Annotated in this window: 20 protein-coding genes; 10 read left to right on the top strand and 10 right to left on the bottom strand. The window is 70.0% G+C overall.

All coding sequences use genetic code 11. The features are described 5' to 3' along the window. Nucleotides 1-39 precede the first annotated feature (39 nt). Nucleotides 40-3,480: a PAS domain-containing protein gene (locus tag OTB20_RS01050; RefSeq protein ID WP_267814541.1), complete on the top strand. Its 3,441-nt coding sequence runs from the start codon at nucleotides 40-42 to the stop codon at nucleotides 3,478-3,480. Between the two features lie 14 nt (nucleotides 3,481-3,494). Next, on the top strand, nucleotides 3,495-4,073 hold the full coding sequence (locus tag OTB20_RS01045) for an antibiotic biosynthesis monooxygenase (protein WP_267814540.1): 579 nt from the start codon (nucleotides 3,495-3,497) through the stop codon (nucleotides 4,071-4,073). A 74-nt stretch (nucleotides 4,074-4,147) separates the two neighbouring features. On the opposite strand, the gene OTB20_RS01040 is transcribed toward OTB20_RS01045, so the two are convergent. The 9 genes from OTB20_RS01040 to OTB20_RS01000 all read right to left on the bottom strand — a co-directional run bounded on the left by OTB20_RS01040 (nucleotide 4,148) and on the right by OTB20_RS01000 (nucleotide 13,302). Beyond that, nucleotides 4,148-5,797 carry a long-chain fatty acid--CoA ligase gene (locus tag OTB20_RS01040; protein WP_267814539.1) on the bottom strand — a complete coding sequence of 550 codons (1,650 nt, stop codon included), beginning with the start codon at nucleotides 5,795-5,797 and terminating at the stop codon, nucleotides 4,148-4,150. Between the two features lie 131 nt (nucleotides 5,798-5,928). Next, nucleotides 5,929-6,462, bottom strand: coding sequence for a SigE family RNA polymerase sigma factor (locus tag OTB20_RS01035; RefSeq protein ID WP_267758926.1), 534 nt, complete (start codon nucleotides 6,460-6,462; stop codon nucleotides 5,929-5,931). A gap of 135 nt (nucleotides 6,463-6,597) precedes the next feature. Continuing rightward, on the bottom strand, nucleotides 6,598-7,764 hold the full coding sequence (locus OTB20_RS01030) for a lipid-transfer protein (RefSeq protein WP_267814538.1): 1,167 nt from the start codon (nucleotides 7,762-7,764) through the stop codon (nucleotides 6,598-6,600). After that, nucleotides 7,761-8,210 (bottom strand): MaoC family dehydratase, encoded by a 450-nt coding sequence (locus OTB20_RS01025; protein WP_267814537.1) that lies wholly within the window; start codon nucleotides 8,208-8,210, stop codon nucleotides 7,761-7,763. The genes OTB20_RS01030 and OTB20_RS01025 overlap by 4 nt, the downstream gene beginning before the upstream one ends. Continuing rightward, entirely contained in the window at nucleotides 8,207-9,253 is a 1,047-nt protein-coding gene (locus OTB20_RS01020; RefSeq protein ID WP_267814536.1) for an acyl-CoA dehydrogenase family protein, read from the bottom strand. The genes OTB20_RS01025 and OTB20_RS01020 overlap by 4 nt, the downstream gene beginning before the upstream one ends. After that, nucleotides 9,253-10,299 (bottom strand): bifunctional MaoC family dehydratase N-terminal/OB-fold nucleic acid binding domain-containing protein, encoded by a 1,047-nt coding sequence (locus tag OTB20_RS01015; RefSeq protein WP_267814535.1) that lies wholly within the window; start codon nucleotides 10,297-10,299, stop codon nucleotides 9,253-9,255. Before OTB20_RS01015 ends, OTB20_RS01020 begins: the two co-directional genes overlap by 1 nt. Beyond that, nucleotides 10,296-11,453 carry an acyl-CoA dehydrogenase family protein gene (locus OTB20_RS01010; RefSeq protein WP_267814533.1) on the bottom strand — a complete coding sequence of 386 codons (1,158 nt, stop codon included), beginning with the start codon at nucleotides 11,451-11,453 and terminating at the stop codon, nucleotides 10,296-10,298. Before OTB20_RS01010 ends, OTB20_RS01015 begins: the two co-directional genes overlap by 4 nt. 182 nt (nucleotides 11,454-11,635) lie before the next feature. Further along, nucleotides 11,636-11,947, bottom strand: coding sequence for a hypothetical protein (locus OTB20_RS01005; RefSeq protein WP_243331303.1), 312 nt, complete (start codon nucleotides 11,945-11,947; stop codon nucleotides 11,636-11,638). A 941-nt stretch (nucleotides 11,948-12,888) separates the two neighbouring features. Further along, nucleotides 12,889-13,302, bottom strand: a complete 414-nt coding sequence (locus OTB20_RS01000) for a DUF6344 domain-containing protein (RefSeq protein ID WP_267814530.1) — start codon at nucleotides 13,300-13,302, stop codon at nucleotides 12,889-12,891. Nucleotides 13,303-13,927: 625 nt separating this feature from the next. Between OTB20_RS01000 and OTB20_RS00995 the strand changes: the two genes are divergently transcribed. The 3 genes from OTB20_RS00995 to OTB20_RS00985 all read left to right on the top strand — a co-directional run bounded on the left by OTB20_RS00995 (nucleotide 13,928) and on the right by OTB20_RS00985 (nucleotide 16,682). Beyond that, on the top strand, nucleotides 13,928-14,257 hold the full coding sequence (locus tag OTB20_RS00995; protein WP_267814528.1) for a type II toxin-antitoxin system RelE/ParE family toxin: 330 nt from the start codon (nucleotides 13,928-13,930) through the stop codon (nucleotides 14,255-14,257). 30 nt (nucleotides 14,258-14,287) lie between these two features. Continuing rightward, nucleotides 14,288-15,406 (top strand): helix-turn-helix domain-containing protein, encoded by a 1,119-nt coding sequence (locus tag OTB20_RS00990; RefSeq protein ID WP_267814527.1) that lies wholly within the window; start codon nucleotides 14,288-14,290, stop codon nucleotides 15,404-15,406. Between the two features lie 499 nt (nucleotides 15,407-15,905). Then, nucleotides 15,906-16,682: an NUDIX domain-containing protein gene (locus tag OTB20_RS00985; protein ID WP_267814697.1), complete on the top strand. Its 777-nt coding sequence runs from the start codon at nucleotides 15,906-15,908 to the stop codon at nucleotides 16,680-16,682. On the opposite strand, the gene OTB20_RS00980 is transcribed toward OTB20_RS00985, so the two are convergent. Next, complete coding sequence (locus tag OTB20_RS00980; protein WP_267814525.1) at nucleotides 16,666-17,796, bottom strand: helix-turn-helix domain-containing protein; 1,131 nt, start codon at nucleotides 17,794-17,796, stop codon at nucleotides 16,666-16,668. The two genes, OTB20_RS00985 and OTB20_RS00980, sit on opposite strands and share 17 nt — an antisense overlap. Nucleotides 17,797-18,454: 658 nt before the next feature. On the opposite strand from OTB20_RS00980, the gene OTB20_RS00975 reads away from it, so the two are divergent. From OTB20_RS00975 to OTB20_RS00955, 5 genes are all read left to right on the top strand, one after another. Next, nucleotides 18,455-18,625 (top strand): hypothetical protein, encoded by a 171-nt coding sequence (locus OTB20_RS00975; RefSeq protein WP_267814524.1) that lies wholly within the window; start codon nucleotides 18,455-18,457, stop codon nucleotides 18,623-18,625. Nucleotides 18,626-18,710: 85 nt separating this feature from the next. After that, on the top strand, nucleotides 18,711-18,980 hold the full coding sequence (locus OTB20_RS00970; RefSeq protein ID WP_267814523.1) for a DUF6284 family protein: 270 nt from the start codon (nucleotides 18,711-18,713) through the stop codon (nucleotides 18,978-18,980). Then, nucleotides 18,977-19,240, top strand: coding sequence for a hypothetical protein (locus tag OTB20_RS00965; protein ID WP_267814521.1), 264 nt, complete (start codon nucleotides 18,977-18,979; stop codon nucleotides 19,238-19,240). The genes OTB20_RS00970 and OTB20_RS00965 overlap by 4 nt, the downstream gene beginning before the upstream one ends. Then, the gene (locus OTB20_RS00960) at nucleotides 19,237-20,109 is read left to right on the top strand and encodes a DUF2637 domain-containing protein (protein WP_267814519.1); all 873 of its coding nucleotides are present in this window, start codon (nucleotides 19,237-19,239) and stop codon (nucleotides 20,107-20,109) included. The genes OTB20_RS00965 and OTB20_RS00960 overlap by 4 nt, the downstream gene beginning before the upstream one ends. Further along, nucleotides 20,106-21,335, top strand: a complete 1,230-nt coding sequence (locus OTB20_RS00955) for a DNA cytosine methyltransferase (protein WP_267814518.1) — start codon at nucleotides 20,106-20,108, stop codon at nucleotides 21,333-21,335. The genes OTB20_RS00960 and OTB20_RS00955 overlap by 4 nt, the downstream gene beginning before the upstream one ends. The last annotated feature ends 32 nt before the right edge of the window (nucleotides 21,336-21,367 follow it).

Raw genomic sequence — 21,367 nt, 5'->3', positions numbered from 1 at the left:
GTGACATGCCGGTAGTTGTGGTCAGGGAGGAAGCTCGTCGTGAGCAGCAGGCCATCCCGAGGCGCTGCTCGCCTCGCAGCAATACTCGACGCTCTTCCGGACGCGCTGTTGCTCGTCAACGCCAACGGCACGGTCGTCAACGCGAATTCGATCGCCCTTGAGGTCATGGAGAGCCCCGGTACCGGGCTCGTCGGCCGCGGCGTGCTCGACCTCCTGCCCGAATTCGACTCCAAGCTGATCCCCGGCTCCATGCGCCGGCCCGGCGAGGACGAGGGCGGCCGCGCCCGCCCGAAGCGAATGGTCGCGCGCCGCACCGACGGCAGCGAGTTCCCCGTCGAGGTCACCGCAGCCCACCTCGACGGCCGTGACGCCTACCGCGAGCCGCAGCCCTCGTACACCGGCGACGAGCTGTTGATGCTCGTCGTACGGGACCTCTCGCAGACGGTGGACACCGAGGCCGAGCTGGCCCGCTCCCAGCGCCAGACCGAGATGATCCTGCGGGCCGCCGCCGAGGGCGTCGTCGGCACGGATACCGACGGCAGGGTCGTACTGGTCAATCCGGCTGCCGCCCAGATCCTCGGCTACCGCGCCACCGACCTCGGCAACCGCGAACTGCACGGGCTGGTCCAGCACTCGCGCGCCGACGGTTCGCCGTTCCCCTTCGAGGAGTCCCCGCTCGCCGACACCCTGCGCAGCGGACGCAAGCACCGGGTCCGCGGCCAGGTGCTGTGGAACAAGGCCGGGCAGCCCGTCGCCGTGGACCTGACCACCTCTCCCGTACGGGACGGGGAACTGCTCGTCGGCGCCGTCATGACCTTCACCGACCGGCGCTCCTACGACGCGCTGGCCGCCCGCCACGCCCAACTGCTGTCCGTCCTCGGCGACTCCCTGCGCGGACCGCTGGAGGAACTGCGCGGGGAGCTGGCCACACTGGCCGCCGACGACGCGGGACAGCTGTGGCCCGAGGCCAACCAGCTCCTGCACCACCTGGCCGCGGGCTACTCCCGGATGACCACGCTGGTCGACAACGTGCTCGCCTTCCAGCGCCTCGACGCGGGCGGCGACAAGCTCGACAAGGAGAAGGTGCTGATCGACGCGGTCGTCACGGCCGGCGTGGACGGCGCGGTCGAGCTGATCGGCCCCGGGCGTGCGCAGTTCGCCGTGCACGCCCCGACCATCGAGGCCGAGGTGGACGCGGAACGGATCGCGGCCGCCCTCGCGCACCTGATCGCGGACGTCGCCGGGGTGGACGCCACCGGCAAGACCCGCCAGGGCAGCGGGTACATGGACTCGACGATCGTGGTCGCGGCCGCGCAGCGCGGCGAGGTCGTACGGATCGAGGTGCGCGGGCCGTACGAGGGCGGCAACCCGGTGCACGAGCCGATCGTGCGGGGCATCGTGGCGGCGCACGGCGGTGTGCTGCAGACGGTGGAGGTGCCGGGCGCGCCCGGTGGGGCGTACGTGCTGGAGCTGCCGCTGGGTGCGGGAGCCGGGACTGTCACCCTGCCCGAGCCGGCGGAGGCTCCCCCGGAGAAGCCCGGGACCGAGGGCGGCCCGGGACAGGTATCCGGCGGCCGCCGGGCCCGCCGCGGAGTGGACGCGTTCCTCGACGACGACGCCGACATGGGCGCCGGAACCGGCAAAGGCACCGGCGCGGTGAAGGGCGCGGGCCCGGACGCCGACGGCGGGAGCGCGCTCGCGCTGCCGTCCGGGCGGCGCCGGGGCGGCGGGGCCGCGGCCGTCGCCCGGCCCGGCGACGGCGCTCCCGCCGAGCTCGCCCAATCCCCCGTGAACCCGGCGGGCCTGGGCGGAAGCGGCACGGGACGGCGCCGCGGCCAGAACGGCGACGGCAGCGACGGCGACTCCGGTGGCGGCGACAGCAGCCCGGCCGGCTCCGGACGGCCTGTACCCCCGCAGGGGACCGCCCTGCCCGCGCTCCCGCCCGTGCCGGTGGCTCCCGTCCCTCCGGTGCCCCCGTTTCCGGGACTCCCCGTTCCGCTGACCGAGCACCCCGCCGGGCGGCGGCGCGCCCTGGGTACGGCCGGGCCGGCGCAGCCGGGCGGTCCGGTGCCCGCGACCGGGCTCGGGCGCATGCCCTCGCCCATGCCCTCCCCCGCTCCCGTACGGCCCATCGCCCCCGAGGGCGGCTTCGCGCTCCCGGCCGGGCCGACGCCGGCTCCGCAGCCGCCGCAGGCCCCCGCCATGGCCGGCCCCGCCCCCGCTCCCGCCGAGGCCGGGGCCGGCGCCCCGGGCGGGCGGCGCGGGCGCCGGGTGCTGGGCGCGCCCGTCTCCGGCTCCGAGGCCGCCGAGGGTACCGACGCCACCGAAGACGCCGCCGGGCAGCCGGACTCGGGCACACAGGGCCCCGTAGGCCCCGAGACGCATCCCACCGGGCGGCGGCGCGCACTGCCCGCCACCCCGGCCTGGCCGGTTCCGGCGGCCCGTACCGCCCCGGAGGACGAGGGCGGCGGACCCATCGCCGTACCCGGAGCCCGGCAGCCTCAGGACACCACCGCGGAGGCCGCCGGAGCGCCGATCAGCGTCCGCGCACTGGGCAGCCTCGGCCAGAGCGGGTCCACCGACACCAACGGCTCCGGCCGACGGCGCCGGCTCGCGGAGCCCGCGCCCGAGGGACGTGCCTTCGCCATAGGAGCCCCCGAGGCAGGCTCCGCCGAGGGCCCCGAGCCGCTCGACGGACCCGGGGGCGCCGTCGAGGTGGTCAACCGGCCCGTGCCGCGTCCCGTGGACGACGAGCTGCCGCCCGAGCCGCTGGACAACCCGCGCCGGCTCCTGGTGTGGCCGGCTCCGGACGCGCAGACGCAGGCCGCACTCAGCGACCGCGGCTACCGCCCGGTGGTCGTGCACTCCCGCGAGGAGGTCGACGCGCAGATCGCCGCGTTCCCCGCCGCGCTGTTCGTGGACCCGCTGACCGGGCCGATCACCCGGACCGCGCTGCAGTCGCTGCGCCAGGCCGCGGTGGCCGCCGAGGTGCCCGTGCTGGTCACGGCCGGACTGGGGCACGCCACGCGCGAAGCCGCGTACGGCGCCGATCCGGCCGTGCTCCTCAAGGCGCTCGCCCCGCGCGACAGCGAGCAGCACCCCTCCCGGGTGCTGCTGATCGAGGAGCACGACGAGATCGCCATCGCGCTGACCGCCGCCCTGGAGCGGCGCGGTATGCAGGTCGCGCGGGCCGACGCCGATACGGATGCCGTGGAGGTGGCGACGCGGATGCGGCCGAACCTGGTGGTGATGGACCTGATGCAGGTACGCCGCCGCCGGGCCGGGATCGTGGACTGGCTACGCGCCAACGGGCAGTTGAACCACACCCCGCTGGTCGTCTACACGGCCACCGGGATCGAGCCGGCCGAACTGTCGCGACTGGCCTCGGGCGAGAGCGTGCTGTTCCTCGCCGAGCGGTCCACCTCGGCCGATGTGCAGGGCCGCATCGTGGACCTGCTGGCCAAGATCGGCACCGACTAGTCATTGTTGGCCGCATGGCCATCATCGACACGAGCGAGCAGACCGTCCCCGCCGACAACGGGGAGGTCAGCCTGCTCATCGCGCGACAGGTGGATCCGGGCCACGAGGAGAACTTCGAGGCCTGGGCCCACGGGATCCTGGAGACGGCCGCCGCCTTCCCCGACCACCTGGGGTACGGACTGTTCCGCCCGGCCGTCGACGGCGGGCCCTGGTTCCTGGTGCACCGGTTCCGCAACCATGCGGCCTTCCAGCGGTGGCAGGACTCCGCCGAGCGCGCCGCCTGGTTCTCGAACTGCCTCGGGCACCACCACACCGAGATAGCCCGGCGCGAACTGCACGGCATGGAGACCTGGTTCGCGAAGCCGGGTACGGCCCGGCCCGCGCCGCCGCGGTGGAAAATGGCCATCAGCTCGGGGCTGGCCATCTTCCCGATCTCGCTCGCGGGCAACGCGCTGCTCGGGCCGTACCTGGTGAACCTGCACTTCGTACTGCGGACGGCCGCCTTCGCCGTCGTCTTCAGCACCCTGATGACCTACGTGGCCATGCCCGCGATCAGCAGGGCGCTGCGGCCCTGGCTCACGCGGGGCCAGTAGCCCCCCGCTCGGCCGAGCCCGATGCGGCGCTCAGCCGAGCTCGGTGCGGGTCTCAGCCGAGCTCGGTGCGGGTCTCAGCCGAGCTCGGTGACGTCGAGGTCGCCGTCCGCGTACTGCTTGCGGATCACCTTCTTGTCGAACTTGCCGACGCTCGTCTTCGGAACGGCCACCACGACCGCCCAGCGCTCCGGCAGCTGCCACTTGGCGATCGACCGGCCGAGGAAGGCGTGCAGCCCCGCGTAGTCCACAGTGGCCCCCTCCTTCAGGACGACGGTGGCCAGCGGGCGTTCGCCCCACTTCTCGTCGGGGACGGCGACGACCGCCGCCTCGGCGACATCGGGATGGGCCATCAGCGCGTTCTCCAGCTCCACGCTGGAGATCCACTCGCCGCCGGACTTGATGACGTCCTTGGCCCGGTCGGTCAGGGTGAGGTAGCCGTCGGGGCTGATCACGCCGACGTCGCCGGTCTTGAGCCAGCCGTCCTCGCTGAACTTGTCCTCGGGGCGGCTCGGTTCGCCGGCCGCGCCGCCGTAGTAGGAGCTCGCGATCCAGTTGCCACGGACCTCCAGCTCGCCCGCCGACTCGCCGTCCCACGGCAGGCGGTCGCCGCCGGGCCCGGACAGACGGGCTTCGACGCCCGCCGGGAAGCGGCCCTGGGTGAGCCGGTACGGCCACTCCTCCTCGGCGCTGAGCCCGGCCGGCGGGTGCGCCATGGTGCCCAGCGGGGAGGTCTCGGTCATGCCCCAGGCGTGGTTGACCCGGACTCCCAGCTTGTCGTAGGCCTCCATGAGGGAGGGCGGACAGGCAGAGCCGCCGATGGTGACCTGCTTCATCGAGGTCAGGTCGCGCGGGTTGGCGGTGACCTCCGCGAGCAGTCCCTGCCAGATGGTGGGGACGGCCGCGGCGTGCGTGGGCTTCTCGCGCTCGATCATGTCGGCGAGCGGGGCGGGCTGCAGGAAGCGGTCGGGCATCAGCATGTTGATGCCGGTCATGAAGGTGGCGTGCGGCAGACCCCAGGCGTTGACGTGGAACTGCGGAACGACGACGAGCGTGGTGTCCTTGTCGGTCAGGCCCATCGACTCGGCCATGTTGACCTGCATCGAGTGCAGGTAGATCGAGCGGTGGGAGTAGCTGACGCCCTTGGGGTCCCCGGTGGTGCCGGAGGTGTAGCACATGGCCGCCGCCTGGCGCTCGTCCAGCTCGGGCCAGTCGTAGGTGTCGGGGCGGCCCTCCAGGAGATCCTCGTACTCGTGCACGCGCACGTCGAGGCCCTCCAGCACGGAGCGGTCGCCGACGCCCGCGACCACCACGTGCTCGATGGTCGGCAGATGCGGCAGGAGCGGGGCGAGCAGCGGCAGCAGGGTGCCGTTGACCAGGACGACCCGGTCGGCCGCGTGGTTGACGATGAAGACCAGCTGCTCGGGAGGGAGCCGCAGGTTCAGCGTGTGCAGGACGGACCCCATGCAGGGGATCGCGAAGTAGGCCTCGACGTGCTCCGCGTTGTTCCACATCAGGGTCGCAACGCGGTCGTCTTGCTGGACGCCCAGTTCATCGCGCAGGGCGTTGGCCAGGCGCGTGGCACGGATCCCGATCTCGGCGAAGCTGCGGCGGTGCGGCTCGGCCTCCCCGGTCCAGGTCGTGACCTGGGACTTTCCGTGGATCGTCATCCCGTGCTGCAGTATGCGGGTGACGAGGAGTGGTACGTCCTGCATGGTGCTCAGCAAAGCGTCCTCCCGGTGAGCGCTGCGGCGCTGCGGCGGCTACGGATGCTGCGATTCTGCGCACGTACCGGTCGGCATGTCACTACCCAAGAGTAGAAACACGGCCGATGTTTCACGTGAAACATCGGGCGGACTCAGCGGACGGGCGTCAGCTCCGGGTCCTCACGGAGCTTGACCAGCGCCCGGGAGACGGCGCTCTTGACGGTGCCCACGGACACCCCGAGCAGCTCGGCGGTCTGGGCCTCGCTCATGTCCTCGTAGTAGCGCAGGACGACCATCGCCCGCTGCCGGTCGGGCAGCCGGGTCACCGCGCGCCACATCGCATCGCGCAGCGCCTGCGCCTCGGCGGGGTCGGCGGCCGGCGGCTCGTCGGCCTCGGGGAGCTCGTCGCAGACGAACTCGTCGACCTTGCGCTTGCGCCACTGGCTGGTGCGGGTGTTGACCAGGGCCCGGCGGACGTAGCCGTCCAGGGCGCGGTGGTCCTCGATGCGGTCCCACGCGACGTAGGTCTTGGCCAGCGCCGTCTGGAGGAGGTCCTCGGCGTCGCAGGGGTTGGCGGTGAGGGAGCGCGCGGTGCGCATCAGGACCGTGCCGCGGGTCCGGACGTACGCCGAGAACGACGGGTACGGCGTCGGGTTCGAGGCGAGCGTGCACACAGGCGGGGTCATCCCCCCACGCTAGGAGCGGCGCGGCCGCGGCGGATCGGCCGCAAGTGCCGAAGCGGGATCCATCTCAGGTTGTAGGGCTGGGGCCGGCCCCACCTCCTGAAGGTGGAGGAGGCGGGGCTTCCAGAAGGATCGGGATCAGCCGTCCGCGCCGAGGATCAGACCGGAGGTCGGGACCCCGGTACCGGCGGTGACCAGGGCGTGGGCAGCACCGGAGACCTGGTTGACGGAGGTGCCGCGCAGCTGGCGGACCGCCTCGGCGATGCCGTTCATGCCGTGCAGGTACGCCTCCCCGAGCTGGCCTCCGTGGGTGTTGAGCGGCAGTGCGTCGGCGGCCACGAAATCGGCCGCCTCCCCCGGTGCGCAGAAGCCGAACTCCTCCAGCTGCATCAGCACGAACGGCGTGAAGTGGTCGTAGAGGATGCCGACGTCGATGTCCGAGGGCCGCAGCCCGCTGGTGCGCCACAGCTGGCGGGCGACCACGTCCATCTCCGGCAACCCGGTGAGGCCGTCCCGGTAGAAGGAGGACATGGCCTCCTGGCGGCGGCCCGCGCCCTGTGCGGCCGCCGTGATCACGGCGGGCTTCTGCCGCAGGTCGCGGGCCCGTTCCGCGGTGGTGACGACGATGGCCTGGCCGCCGTCCGTCTCCTGGCAGCAGTCCAGCAGCCGCAGCGGCTCGACGATCCAGCGCGAGGCCGCGTGGTCGGCGAGGGTGATGGGCTTGCCGTAGAAGTAGGCGGCTGGATTGTTCGCGGCGTGTCGGCGGTCGGTGACCGCGACGTGGCCGAATGCCTCCGGGGTCAGGTTGTAGGCGTGCAGGTAGCGCTGCGCCGTCATGGCCACCCAGGAGGCCGGAGTGAGCAGCCCCCAGGGGAGCGACCAGCCGAGCGCCGCGCCCTCGGCGGAGGGTTCGCGCTGCTGGACGCCGGAGCCGAAGCGGCGGCCGGAGCGCTCGTTGAAGGCGCGGTAGCAGACCACGACCTCCGCGACCCCGGTGGCGACGGCGAGGGCGGCCTGCTGGACGGTGGCGCAGGCGGCGCCGCCGCCGTAGTGGATGCGGGAGAAGAAGGAGAGGTCCCCGATGCCGGCCGCCTGGGCGACGGTGATCTCGGGGCTCGTGTCCATCGTGAAGGTGACCATGCCGTCCACGTCGGCGGGGGTGAGCCCGGCGTCGTCGAGGGCCGCGTGCACGGCCTCGACGGCCAGCTTGAGCTCACTGCGGCCGGAGTCCTTGGAGAACTCGGTCCCGCCGATACCGGCGATGGCTGCCCGGCCGCCGAGCTGGTCACGGGTGCGAACGCTCATGCCGTGGCCTCCGGGGTGCCGAGGGTGTCCGGGCCGGACGACGCGCTGTCCGGGCCGGACGGCGCGGTGTCCAGCGTGACGGTGACGGTGCCCGTGACGTGGTGGCCGATGCCGTTGGCGCCGACCACCCGGATCTCGGCGGTGTTGCCGTCGAGGGCGATCACGGTGCCGGTCAGCGTCATGGTGTCGCCGGGGTAGTTCGGGGCGCCGAGGCGGATCGCGACCTTGCGCAGGACCACGCGCGGGCCCAGGTGGTCGGTGATGTACCGGCCGACCAGACCATTGGTCGTCAGGATGTTCATGAAGATGTCCGGGGAGCCCTTCTCCCGCGCGAGCACCACGTCGTGGTGCACGTCCTGGTAGTCGCGGGAGGCGATCGCGCCCGCGACGATCAGGGTGCGGCCGACCGGTATCTCCAGCGGCGGCAGCGTGTCGCCGATGTTCATGCCTCGTCCCCCTCGGGCGTGTCTTCGGACAGGACCGCGCCCAGCTCCGCCAGCAGTTCGCTGCCGCAGCCCAGGTACGCGTCGAGCTGGCGTCCCCACAGGAAGTGCCGGTGGACAGGATGGTCGAGGTCGGCGCCCATGCCGCCGTGCAGGTGCTGGCCCGCGTGGACGACCCGCTTGCCCGCTTCCGAGGCCCACCAGGCCGCCGTCAGCGCGTGCTCGCCCACCGGGAACCCCTCGTCCACGCGCCAGGCCGCCTCGTACGCGGTCACCCGTATCGCCTCGGTGTCCATGTAGGCGTCGGCGGCCCGCAGCATGACCCCCTGGTTGGTGGAGAGCGGCCGGCCGAACTGCTCACGGGTGGAGGTGTACTCCACGGCGCGGGCCAGCGAGCCGGCGCAAACCCCTGCCTGGAGTCCGGCGAAGGCGGTCCTGGCGACAGCCAGTACGTCCGCGTAGGCGCCCTCCCCGCCGACCCGTTCCGCCTCGGCGGCGGTCAGCGTCAGGCTTGCGGCGGACCAGGGAGCGGTGGTCTCCACCGGCTCCGTACGCACCCCGGGCGCGTCCGTACGTACGAGCCACAGGGCTCCCGTCCCGTCCGGGACCAGGACGTGCGTGGCCTCGCGCAGCCAGGGCACGGCGGGGGCGCCGCCGGTGAGCCGGCCGTCCGGCGAGGCGGTGATCCGGCCTCGGTCCGGGAAGGCTCCGGTGGCGACCGCGTCGCCGGAGCCCAGTGCGGGCAGCAGCCGGGCGCGCTGCTCGTCGCTGCCGTGCCGGGTCAGGGCGAGGATCCCGTACACACAGGTGGCGGCGTACGGGACCTGCGCGGTCGTGCGGCCCTGTTCCTCCAGCAGGAGCACCAGGCCGAGCAGGCCGACGTCCTCGACGGCGTTGGTCAGCCCGGCGGTGGTGAGGGCCTTCCACAGCTCGGCGTCGCTGCCGGTGCCGGCGGCCCCGAGGCGGTCGTGGGTGGCGAGGTCGCCGAAGATCTGGGCGGCGAGCCCGGCCGCGGCGGCCTGTTCCTCGGTGGGGTGGAAGTCCATCAGCCCTCGCTCCCCCGGAAGACGGGCAGTTCCAGTTCCTCGTCCACGCGCAGGAACTCCAGCCGCACGGGCAACCCGATGCGGACCTTGTCGTACGGGACGCCGGTGATGTTGCTGACCATGCGGACCCCTTCGGCGAGTTCGACGAGGGCCACCGCGTAAGGGGGGTCGAAGGCGGGGAAGGGCGGATGGTGCATGACGACGTACGAGAACACCGTGCCGGCGCCCGACGCCTCGACCGTGTCCCAGTCCGGGCTCCCGCAGGTATTGCAGCCCGGAAGCCAGGGGAAGCGGAGCGTCGCACAGGCGGCGCAGCGTTGGATCAGCAGCTTGTGCTCGCGGACACCGTCCCAGAAACCCTGGTTGTCGCGGTTGATCACGGGGCGGGGGCGCTGGGCGGGCTTCTTCGCCTCGGTGGGCTTCAGCGTCTCCGTGGGCCTCAGCGTCTCCGTGGGCTTCTGCGTCTCCGTGGCCTCTTTCGCCTCGGTGGCCTTCTTCGCCGCCGGGGCGTACTTGAGGATCCGGAAGCGGTGGGTCCCTGCGAGTTCGCCGTTCACGCGGACGTCCATGCGGGTGGTCACGAAGTGGCCGGTGCCCAGCTTGGTCGTCTTGCGCGGTGAAACCGACTCGATGACGGCGTCGAAGGTGATCGCGTCGCCGGGGCGCAGCGGCCTCAGGTACTCCTGCTCGCAGTCGGTGGCGACGACGGAGGTGCAGCCCGCGCCGTCGAGCAGGGTGAGGAGGTCGTCGTAGGCGGAGGAGCGGTCGCCGTGGCCGGAGAGCCCGCCCATCGTCCATGCCTGGAGCATGGTGGGCGGGGCGATGGCGTCCGGGCCGGTGTAGGCGGGGTTGGTATCGCCCATCGCCTCGCACCAGTGGCGGATCATCGGCTGGTTGACCGCGTCCCTGCCCTGTCCGGCGGTGGCGGCGGGCTGCCCTTCGAAGGACGTGAGCAGCGTGTGGAAGCGCGCTGCCTCCGCTTCCGCCTTCGCTTCTTCTGTTCCTGAAGCCGCTTTCGCTGCTTCGGTGGCGGGCGTGGCGGTCATCGCTTCCTTCCCTTCATACCGAGCCGCATCATGGCGACGATCTCGCGTTGGACCTCGCTGACGCCGCCCCCGAAGGTGTTGATCTGGGCGGCCCGGTTCATCCGCTCCAGCTCGCCCCCCGCGAAGACCGCGGGCCCGGACCCCCGGATGAGCGCCTCCTCCCCCACCACCTCCTGGCAGATCCGGTACACCTCGACGGTGGACTCGGTGCCCAGGAACTTCACGCCGCTCGCGTCGCCCGGGGCCAGGGTGCCGGCGCCGACGTCCTGGACGAGGCGCCAGTTCAGGAGGCGTACGGCGGCGAGCCGCGCGTGTGCCTCGGCCAGCCGTGACTGCACCCAGGGCCGGTCGGCGGGGCGCTCGCCGGTGACCGGGTCGGGGGTGCGGGCGTGGTCGAGCGCGCCCTCGTAGAAGTCCTCGGCCTGCATGCCGATGGCCGCGAGGGCGACCCGTTCGTGGTTGAGCTGGTTGGTGATCAGGCCCCAGCCGCCGTGCTCGGGGCCGACGAGATTGCCGGCGGGCACGCGGATGGAGTCGTAGTACGTGGCGGTCGTGGTCAGCCCGCCGACGGTGTCGATCGGCGTCCAGGCGAAGCCCGTGGCGTCGGTGGGCACCAGGATGATGGAGATGCCCTTGTGCTTGGGGGCCTTCGGGTCGGTGCGGCAGGCCAGCCAGATCCAGTCGGCGTTCTGGGCGTTGGAAGTGAAGATCTTCTGGCCGTCGATCAGCCAGTCGTCCCCGTCCCGGACGGCCTTGGTACGCAGGGAGGCGAGGTCCGTGCCGGCCTCGGGCTCGGAGTAGCCGATGGCGAAGACGAGTTCACCCTTGAGGATCCGGGGCAGGAAGTAGTCCTTCTGCTCCTGCGTCCCGTACTTCATCAGGGTCGGGCCGACCGTGTTGAGCGTGACCATGGAGACGGGGGCGCCGGCCCGGTAGGCCTCGTCGAAGAACACGAACTGGTCGTCGGGGCCGCGGCCCTGGCCTCCGTACTCCACGGGCCAGCCGAGGCCGAGAAGTCCGTCGGCGCCTATCCGGCGCAGTAGTGCGCGCTGCTCGGCGGGGTCGTCGGGAACCCCGTCCGGCAGCAGGTTTCCGAAGTACTCCCGCAGCTCTGAGCGGAGCCGCAACTGGCCTTCGGTCGGGGCGAGGTGCACGGCGCTGGCCTCCCGGCATCACATCATCAAGTGGAGCTGACTGTCCGTCAGATTCCAGGTGGATGTCAAGGCCGGGGCGCAGTGACCGAGCGCGGGAAACGCCCGAGGGCGCCTGCGCTACCGGACCCCAGCCGGTCCGGTCGCACAGGCGCCCTCAACAGTCGGTGCGGCTCAGGCCGCGGCTACCACCAGGGGTAGAAGTTCACCGCGACATTGGAGTTGTGCTGTTCGATCGCGGTGAAGGCCGAGCCGTTGACCTGCGCGGTGTTGTTCTGGTTGGACGCGCCGGATCCGGTGGCCACCTGCTGTGAGGTGGAGGAGTTGCCGTGATTGTTGCCACCGACGCCGCTGCCGATGATGCTGGCGACGCTCGCATTCGATCCGTCGTTCGCGAAGGAGCCGTTGTCGGCCGAGGCGACTCCTCCGAAAAGGGCGACGGCGAGGGGGAGAGCGGCGACGGCGGCGATGACGCGGGCGGTGCGGATGCTTGCCATGTCTTTATCCTCCAGAAAACCGAAGTGTGGGTTACTCCAAGGCAGTTGGCCGACCGCCTCGGTCGCTCTGTGTGCTGACGACGTCGCCAGACCAGAGTTGCCCACCGAATCCCCGGCGAACCACCCCGGAGCCGTCGATTCCCCCGCAAGTATGACCAACATCGGATAAACCCCATTCGCGCCCTCGGCGCCCCAGGTCAGCGGCTCGAGACCCGCTGAAACCCCTGCCGGGCAAGGGGAAAACCGTTCCGCCAATCCGGCCGCCCCGGACATGCCGAAATGGACCGCTCCGTCCGGGAACCCCACCGTCTCCCGGGCCTGCGGCCCTGCGCTGCCAAGCTTCACGCCCCCGGCACGCCCCCGGCGCCCGCCGGGGCAATGCCACTGTGCCCCGCTCCGGGGCACCTTCACGGCACGATCCGCGGTCGCGGCCTACTCACACCGACCGACCGGGCTCCAGCGCCTGCTGCTACCTCACTCCTGGGCTCTGCCTCGTCCTGCGTACTGGGTATCGGGTATCGGGTATCGGGTACTGCGCACTGGATCTGCACACTGCACCTGCTCGCACTGGGTGCCGGGTCCTGCACCTGCTCGTACTGGGTGCCAGGTCCTGCACCTGCGTGTGCTGGGTTCTGCGTCCTTCATGTACTGGGTCCTGCGTCTGTGCCGCTTGTACTGGATCCCACGTCTTGCACCTACACGTAACGGGTCCTACGTCCTGCACCCACTTGTACCGAGCTCCATGCCCTGCACTTGCACGGGTCGTGCGTCCTGCACCCGCTTGTACGGGTCCTACGTCCGGCAACCGCTCGTGCCGAGCTCCATGTCCTGCACCCGCTTGCACGGGTCGTACGTCCTGCACCCGCTTGTACGGGTCCTACGTCCTGCACCCGCTCGTACGGGTCCCTCATCTACGCGGTACGAATTCTCGGTGCCGCTCACTACGCGGCGAGTGCCATCTCCCGGCGAGCGGATCCGACGCGAACCGCTGCGGCGATCGTGGCACTACGGACGCTGTCGTCGACGCCGGACTCGGACTCGGCTCCGGAGCCGGCGGCCAGGGCGGTGGTGGAGCGGCGAACGGACGGGGTCTTGCCGTGGGCCTCGGCGCGGATGCGCTGCTTGATGGTGGGCGGGAGCGAACCGCCGCGCATCATGGCCCGCCAGGTCCGCCGGGCCATGAAGGCCGGCCGGTTCGCGGTGGCAGCCGCGGCGATGGTCGCGGGGGCGGCGGGGGAGGAGAGCGAGGAGACGGCCGGGGCGGTCTTGCCGCCGAAACCGAGGGAGGCGAGGAGGGCCACGAGTGCGGCGAGGACGGTGGTCCAGATCGACGTGACGGTGCTGCGGTGTGCCATGACGGTTCCCTCATTTCGCGATGTTCTGACGGGCGGATCTGAATACATTCGCCATCATGCGGACGCAACCGGAACGCCTCCACGCCCCGCGCCGCTCTTCCGACAAACACCACCCAAAGGGTCTAATCACACAATCCTGCCTACTGAGCAAGGAGGAGATGAGGACTGCCGGCCAAGGCCTTGGGCCCGGCCAAGAAGGCCGCGAACTCGATCGCCCTCAGGAGCTACCGAGCCACCGGGCACAGGGGGGCCGCACGACGAAGGGGCGCCCCTCGTGAGGGGCGCCCCTTCTGGCCTGCGCGTATGCGGGCCTGCTGCGGTGGGTGTGGGATTTGAACCCACGGTGACATCGCTGCCACGACGGTTTTCAAGACGGGTCCCCTTGCAATGTCCATGCGGGTCCTGACCTGTGCAGTAGGTCCCGATGAAGGTTCCTGTGGCCACAGCTGGCCCACACATGCCCCACCACCACCGCAACGAGCATCACTCACACCGCCGGGCAGCACGTCGACCACATGGCACCACGGACCGGTACGACATTGCGATCTTTGCCACGGGCGGCACACGTCTCGGTATGATGGCGTTTACCGATTCCGTAAACGTATGGTGGGGGGCGGTGGGTACAATGGACGTGACGTACGCGGATCGGAAGGTCGGCAAGGTCTGTGAGTCCGAGCGCGAGATGCGTCGGACATACGGAGCTGAGCTGGCCAAGAAGATCGCACAGCGCCTCGCTGCGCTACGGGCGGCCGAAACTCTGGAGGACCTGCGCCCTCCAGCAGTCGGCAGATGCCATGCACTGTCGGGCGACAAAGCCGGGTTGCTGTCACTGCACCTCACGGCCAACTGGAGACTGGTCTTCTCTCCGACGGAGTACGAGGAAGACGAACAGGGTGGCCTCAAATGGGAAAGCGTGACAGCAGTCACCATCGAGGAGATCGAAGACTACCACTAGCGAGCAGTATCCGGACTGGGGGTAACGCAAATGAGTAATAGCAGCGCTGTCCGCGAACTGTACACCGCTGAGGAGCCTGACTACGCAGTTCCGCCGGGAGAGACAATTCTGGAGTTCCTTGAGGAATCCGGAATGACGCAACGCGAGTTTGCTCTCCGGGCCGGGATTAGCCCAAAACATCTGAATCAACTCACCAAAGGCATCGTTTCCCTCTCGCCTGAAGTGGCAGAAAAGCTCGAAAGCGTCACGAAAATCCGCGCCCGATTCTGGAATCGCCTTGAGGCCGACTATCAGTCGGCGCGGCGGCGCCTGCGGGAGACTAGGGATCCTGCCGCTTTCAGTAACTGGTTGAAGTCACTTCCCGTCCAGGAGCTCATCAAGCGAGGCCACGTTCCTGCGGAGCCATCAGACAAACAGTCGCGTTGGGAACAATTGCTTGCATTCTTTTCCGTCTCTTCGCTCGACGCCTGGACGGAACTCTACGAAAAGCCTGCTGCTGCTTTCAGGCAGACTCAGGCCTACGAGGTAAAAATCGGTGCGGTCGCATCCTGGCTACGCCTCGGAGAAATCGCGGCATTCGAAGTACCTTGCGCTCCCTTCAACAAGAGCGGCCTCCAATCAGAGATCCCACGGCTTCGAGCACTGACGGTCATGGCACCTCAGGACTTCGAGCCGGAGTTGGTCAAGAGCTGTGCACGAAATGGTGTAGCCGTGGTCTTCGTCAAGGAGGTAACTGGCAGCAGGTCTTGCGGTGCAACTAGATGGATCTCTCCAACAAAGGCCGTTGTTCAGCTGAGTTTGCGCTACAAAAGCGACGATCAGTTCTGGTTCACGGTGTTCCATGAACTTGGACACGTCTTGCTGCACGGAAAGCAAGAGATTCGCGTCGAACCTGCACGCAAGGGAGCGTCCTCAGATCCTCAGGAATTGGAAGCAGACGCGTTTGCTCGCGACATCCTAATCCCAGCACGCTATGCTCAGCGACTCGAAACGCTCAAGAGTATCTCCAGTGCAGAGTCATTTGCTAAAGAGATCGGTATTGCACCAGGAATCGTAGTGGGACGCCTACACCATGAAGGCAAGTGGCCGCACAGCTGGGGCAACAATCTAAAGCGCCGGTTCGACCTCGCGGACGAATTCACAGATTGACCGCTACAGCCGATAATGAGGCAAGGGGCTCAGCAGTCGCCCTGCGGAGCCCCTTGCCAAGCGCTGCGAAGTGCCTGACCCGGCTGATGGCCCGAAAAAGCAGTCCCTGATCGCGAAGTTGACTAAGGGCTGCTATCACCGCCTATGGGACTTCCTGACCAGTCGTGTAACCCTGATCTGGATAGGTCAGGAAGCGATTAACTTGCCCCACTGGGTTCAGGCCGACCGTCAGGTCCGCCACGCCCAAGTATTCGCTGCCCAGGCCGATCTCAACGGAGCACGGCCGCAGCTCGTGCCAATCTGCTGGAAGTCCCAGAGCTTCCGCGCATCGGCCCAGATCTGCTCCGAGATCACTGGGCCGCGTCTCCTGCCGAGTCGGAGACCTTGAAGTCGTCCTCACCATCAGACCGGAAGAGAGACAGGTATGGCCGAGTCCCCCGAGCTGACCCGCGACTACGCTGGCCGGTACCAGCCGACGAACGGGGAGAGTGCTCTGAGGATGGGACCGAAGTCGACGAGGGTCTACCAGACGATCCGGTCGTGGATCGAGTCGGGCAAGTACGGGCCCGGCGAGAAGCTTCCCTCTGAGCGGACCATGAGCGCCGAGCTGGAGATCGGCCGTACCGCCCTCCGGCAGGTACTCGCGCGCCTGGCGAGCGAGCGGCTCATCAAGGCGTATGACCGCAGCTCCTACCGGGTCGTAGGGGTCGAGACCGTTGCCACGCCGGCGGAGCAGGAGCCCTGGACGATCCACGGCAGCAGGACGGTCTACGAGAACCGGTGGGTGAACCTCGACCTCGTCGACGTCGAGCCGCCCGGGGTCGAGCGGTTCGAGCACCACGTGGTGCGCCTCCACCATGTGGCGATCACGGCTGTGATCGACGAGCAGCAGCGCGTCCTGATGCTGTGGCGCTATCGCTTCGTCCCGCAGCAGTGGGGATGGGAACTCCCCGGCGGGATCGTGGACGAAGGCGAGGACGCGGCGACCACGGCTGCGCGCGAGACGGAGGAAGAGACCGGCTGGCACCCGACGAACATCGAGCATGTCGTGACGTACCAGCCCATGATCGGCATGGTCGACTCGCCCCACGAGATTTTCGTGGCGCGCGGTGCGGTGAAGGTGGGCGAACCCACGGACATTGAGGAGGCCGGGCAGATCGCCTGGGTGCCCCTGGCGGACATCCCCGGACTCATGGCCGAAGGGAAGCTCATGGGGTCAGGAACCCTGGTCGCCCTCCTTCACGTCCTCGCGTCGCGGGCTACAGCCGCCCCGTAAGCAGCTCCACACGCCGGCGATGCCGCACGGACCCCGTGCGGTTCGCCAGCAGGCGCGCCTGCTGAAGGTTCGAGCGGGCCTCGTCGAACTCGCCGCGGGCAAGGTGCGCCTGCGTCAGGTCGCTGTGAAGGCCTGCCTTGGCGCGGACGAACGTGGGGTCAGTCGTCTGGAGCGACGCGTAGAGGTCGTCCATGGCCGAGCTGTCGCCCAGGAGTGCCAGCACATTGCCCCGCCAGCGCGCCAGGTGGTCCCCGTTCAGGAAGATGCTCAACATGTCGGAGTCGCGGGCATGGGCGCCTTCTGGCAGGGCCGCCGCCGCCCGGTCGAGCGCGTGCCTGGAATCTTCGTGCCTGCCGGCGGCGGCGCACAGCTCAGCTTCCGCCGCGCTCAGCCAAGCCCGAAGGCGCGGTGACTGCCGCTCCGCGTGGGTGCGCTGCGCATCCCGGATGAGCTCGACCGCCATCTCCGGGCGCCCGGCATCGCCCAGGACGTACGCCTGCTCCCCCATGGCGTGAGCCAAGTACTGCGGCGCGTCAGCGTCCTGTGCAGCTCGTTTTGCCAGCTCGTAGTGCCTCCAGGCGCGCTCCACAGACCCCGCGTCCAGCGCTTGCCATGCCGCCAAAGTCGCCGCTCCGGCCAACGCCGTTGCGATGGGACGACGAGTTCCTGGCAGAACCGCGAAGGTGAGCGCGTCCTCCATCGTCGTCAGGTGGCCGTTCATCTGGTCCACCAGGCCCGATGCACCCATCTGCCGGTCCATGGTTCGAAGTAGCTCGGTCTGGTCCAAGAAGGTGCTCACCATGGAATCGCTGACGCTCCGCGCCGAGTCGATTCGGCTCAACAGGTCTTCGTAACCGTCTGCTTGCTGGGGGGCTGCGCGTGCAGGCTCCCCGCCCAGCTCGACGTCCGTCACCCCGAGCAGTGGCCGGAGGATCACGGCGTACCGCTCCGTGATGGCCCGCCGGCCGTTCTCCCACTCCGACACGTAGGTCTTCAAGCTCGCGCTCGATGCGACGTTCAGCATGTGCTGCCGCGCGTAGCGCTCAATCTCGAAGATCAGCCGCTCCTGCGACCATCCCCGCGCAGTACGAACAGCTCGTAATCCCTTGCCCACGTGCATCGCCTCCGATGGCCGTGCCACCTGCAAGGGCTTAACCGAATCGCCGCAGGTGGGAGCGGGTTAACACCCTTGAGGTTAACCCCTGTTGGCTACCGAGACCCCCCGTCTGGGCCGTTTCCTGAAGTCACACCGGAAGAACGCCGGCAAGCCCCGAACGAACCAAGGGCTTGCATCTGGTGCGCACCAGATGCCATGCTTCTGGTGCGCACCAGATGGCCTGCGAGGGCCCAACTCTGGTGTGCACGAAGCAAAAGGCCCGGTACGGAATGGGCCGACAGCTGAGGGCGGGGACGCTGCAATCCCGCTAAAGGCCAGGGGACAGGGCGAGCGGTTGGCGCCCGACTGGCGAGGTGGCCCGGTGACCGCGAGCAACGGCCGGAGGGTGGGGACTTGGTCCCCCTTGCAGTGCTGCATCCCTGTTGAAGACGTAGGAGGACATCGTGATCCGCTTAAGACTTTTGGCCCCGATCGCGCTGGACCGGCGCGGACGGGCACGCCCTTCGCGTCATCCCCTGAGCCGCCGCGACAGCGCACCGGGATAGCCGGTGACTCGCCGCTCAGGGCGGTTGCCTCCTCCGCGCGTCCGGCGCTTCGGCGCTCTACGTGCGGGGTTGAGGGGAGCCGGAGAGACCGGCCCCGGAAGGGGTTCGAGATGAACAAGAAGCTCGCCGCGGCCATCCAGCGCGACAACGAACTGGAGGACGCCGGCTTGCACGGCGACGACCGCAAGACCTGCTGGAGCCACCAGAGCTGGTCCGAGGACTGCCAGGACCAGCCGTTCCACACCCAGCCGAGCGTCAGCCACTACCCGCGCCCGGCCTGATCTTCCAACCCCAACGACGTGCGGCCCCGGTGTTAGAGCACCGGGGCCGCTTCGAGCCGTCCACCTGCTAGGGAGAACACGACTCATGAAGCACATCGCCGCACTTCAGAACCTCGTTACCCCGTGGTCCGAGGGCCTGGAGCCGTCGGATGCGGAGCTGGACGCGATCGAGCAGGAGATGCCGCTGATTCTGGCGGACGTCGACCTCCTCGACGCGGAGATCGCCGTCCTGGACCGGATGCCGTCCGAGCTGGACGAGCGGCGGATCCGCCGGGCCCGCCGCAAGGTTCTGGCCGTGCGGAGGAACCTGACCAACCAGGCCATCGCGGTGAGCATGCCTGGTGGTGCCGCATGAGCGAGCGCACTGAGAAGTCCGCTGTCGCGGACCTGCTGTCCGCGATCGTCGCGGCCTTGGACGTGCCGCTGCCGTCGCTCGCCGCGACCGACGAACGCGCCTATCTCCGCCTCTTGGAGCGCCGCACGGGCGATGTACGGATCGTGGTCGCCTACGCCGAGGACCGGTGGGAGGCCGCGAGTGAGATCCGGCGCCGTACTGCCGAGGCCCCCGTCACCTACACGCCGTTCGAGTTCACGGCGGACGGGGCCAGCCGGTGAACCGCCGGGGCAAGACCCTCCTGGTGCTGGCCTTGGTGGCGGTGGTGTTGATGGCGTTCCGAGTGTCGTGGAACGCGCTGCGGGACGTGGCCACGGCGGTGGGTGCGGATACGACGGCGGCGCTGCTGTACCCGGTGGTGGTCGACGGTCTGATGGCGCTGGCCCTGGTGGCCACGCTGGTCCTGTCGGGGCCGGCGCGGTCGTACGCGCTGCGGGTCCTGGCTGCCTACACAACCGCGTCCCTGGTGCTGAACTACGTGCACGGGCTGGTGCCCGCACTCCACCAGGACGGCGCCTTGGTGGGCCGTCTGGCCGTGTGGGATCCGGCGAACTGGGGCCTGGTGCTGCTGGCGACGTCGCTGCCGGTCGGGTCGATCTACTTCGGCTCGGACCTGGTGGCGAAGGTCCTCCACCACCACCCGGCCCCGGAGCGTGCGCAAGCGTGCGGACAGGATGCGGAACATCCCACACACCCCCCGCACACCGTCGCGACCGAAACGGTCGAGCGGTCGCCCGTCCAGGATCCCGACCCGGTACCTCTGCCCGCCGGGCCCGAGTACTCGCAGCTCACAGCCCGTGAGGACGACGTACGGCCCGAAAGCCCGCACACCCCGCACGCCCTCTCCGCACGGCCCGCACGCTCCGGCGACGAGAATGCCCGGCAGGCCGATTACGAGGACGCCGAGCTGGAGCGGTCGCGGCAGGAAGCGCGCCGTACGTACGCCGAGTCCGTACAGGCCGCACGGCCTCTGTCCGCGCGGGCGCTGGGTGAGGCGTACGGCATGAGCGAGTCGTGGGGGCGCAAGCAGATCCTCGCCGCCCGCAACGGCGAGCACGCCCCGCAGGCCATGGCCGGGACCCCGGTGTGAGCGGCCTGCGGATCGGCTCGCTGTGCACCGGTTACGGCGGTCTGGACATGGCCGTCCAGGCCGTCATGGGCGGCTCCCTCACCTGGGTCGCGGACAACGACCCCGGCGCGGCCCGCATCCTCGCCCACCGCTTCCCCGACGTCCCGAACCTCGGGGACCTGACCGAAGCGGACTGGCACCAGGTCGGCCCGGTCGACGTCGTGTGCGGCGGCTACCCGTGCCAGCCGTTCAGCTCCGCCGGCAAGAGGAAGGGAGTCACCGATGACCGGCACATCTGGCCCCACATCGCCCGTGCCCTTGGCGTTCTTCGACCCCGCTACGCGGTCTTTGAGAACGTCGCAGGGCACCTTTCCCTCGGATTCGACACCGTCCTCGCCGACCTTGCCGCCCTCGGGTTCGATGCGCAGTGGCGCACTCTTCGCGCATCGGACGTCGGCGCCGCCCACCAGCGCAACCGGCTCTTCCTCCTCGCCTGGCCTGCCGACCCCGGCGGCGCGGGACTGGCGTGGGGGCGGGCAGGACGGACAGCTCCCCACGGTGGTCGGCTCGCTGCTGCCGACGCCGTCGACGTCGGAGGCGACCGGGGCGGGGCACGCGGCGCAGGGCGGCATGAACCTGCGGCACGTCGTCTCCCTGCTGCCGACGCCGTTGGTCGGGGACTCCAAGGGTGCCCGTCAGGCGACGGCGCCGAACCCTCGCAGCAGCTCACCGACGCTGACGGACCTGACGTTCAGCGGGGCACTGCTGCCGACCCCGAGGGCGTCGGCGAACGAGAACCGGCAGACCAGGCGCACCCCCTCGCAGGAAGCGGGGACGCACGGCCTGTGCCTGGCGGCCGAAGTGTGCTCGCTGCTTCCGACCCCTCGGGCGACGGACGGCAGCAAGGGCGGCCCGAACCAGCGCGGCAGCAAGGGGGACCTGACACTCCCCTCGGCAGCGCACCGGATTGGGGCCCCTACACCACCGCGATCACCCGCTGGGAGCACGTCATCGGACGCCCCGCTCCCCGGCCAACTGACCCTGTGGGACGACTGAACCCGCCCCTGGTCGAGTGGCTGATGGGCCTGCCCGAAGGCCACGTCACCGACGTCCCGGGCCTGTCCCGCACGGCCCAGCTCAAAGCCCTCGGCAACGGTGTCGTACCCCAACAGGCCATAGCCGCCCTGCGATCCCTGCTCGGATCCGCCGCGGCGGGTGCGTACCCCGATGAACAGCGCGTCGCCTGAACCACTCGGCAAGGGCCCAGCCGCCAGCCTCC

This window comes from Streptomyces sp. H27-H1, assembly GCF_026627445.1.
Classification (GTDB): Bacteria; Actinomycetota; Actinomycetes; order Streptomycetales; family Streptomycetaceae; genus Streptomyces.
Note: the sequence above shows the minus strand (reverse complement) of the source record. Positions and strands in the feature narration are given on the sequence as shown.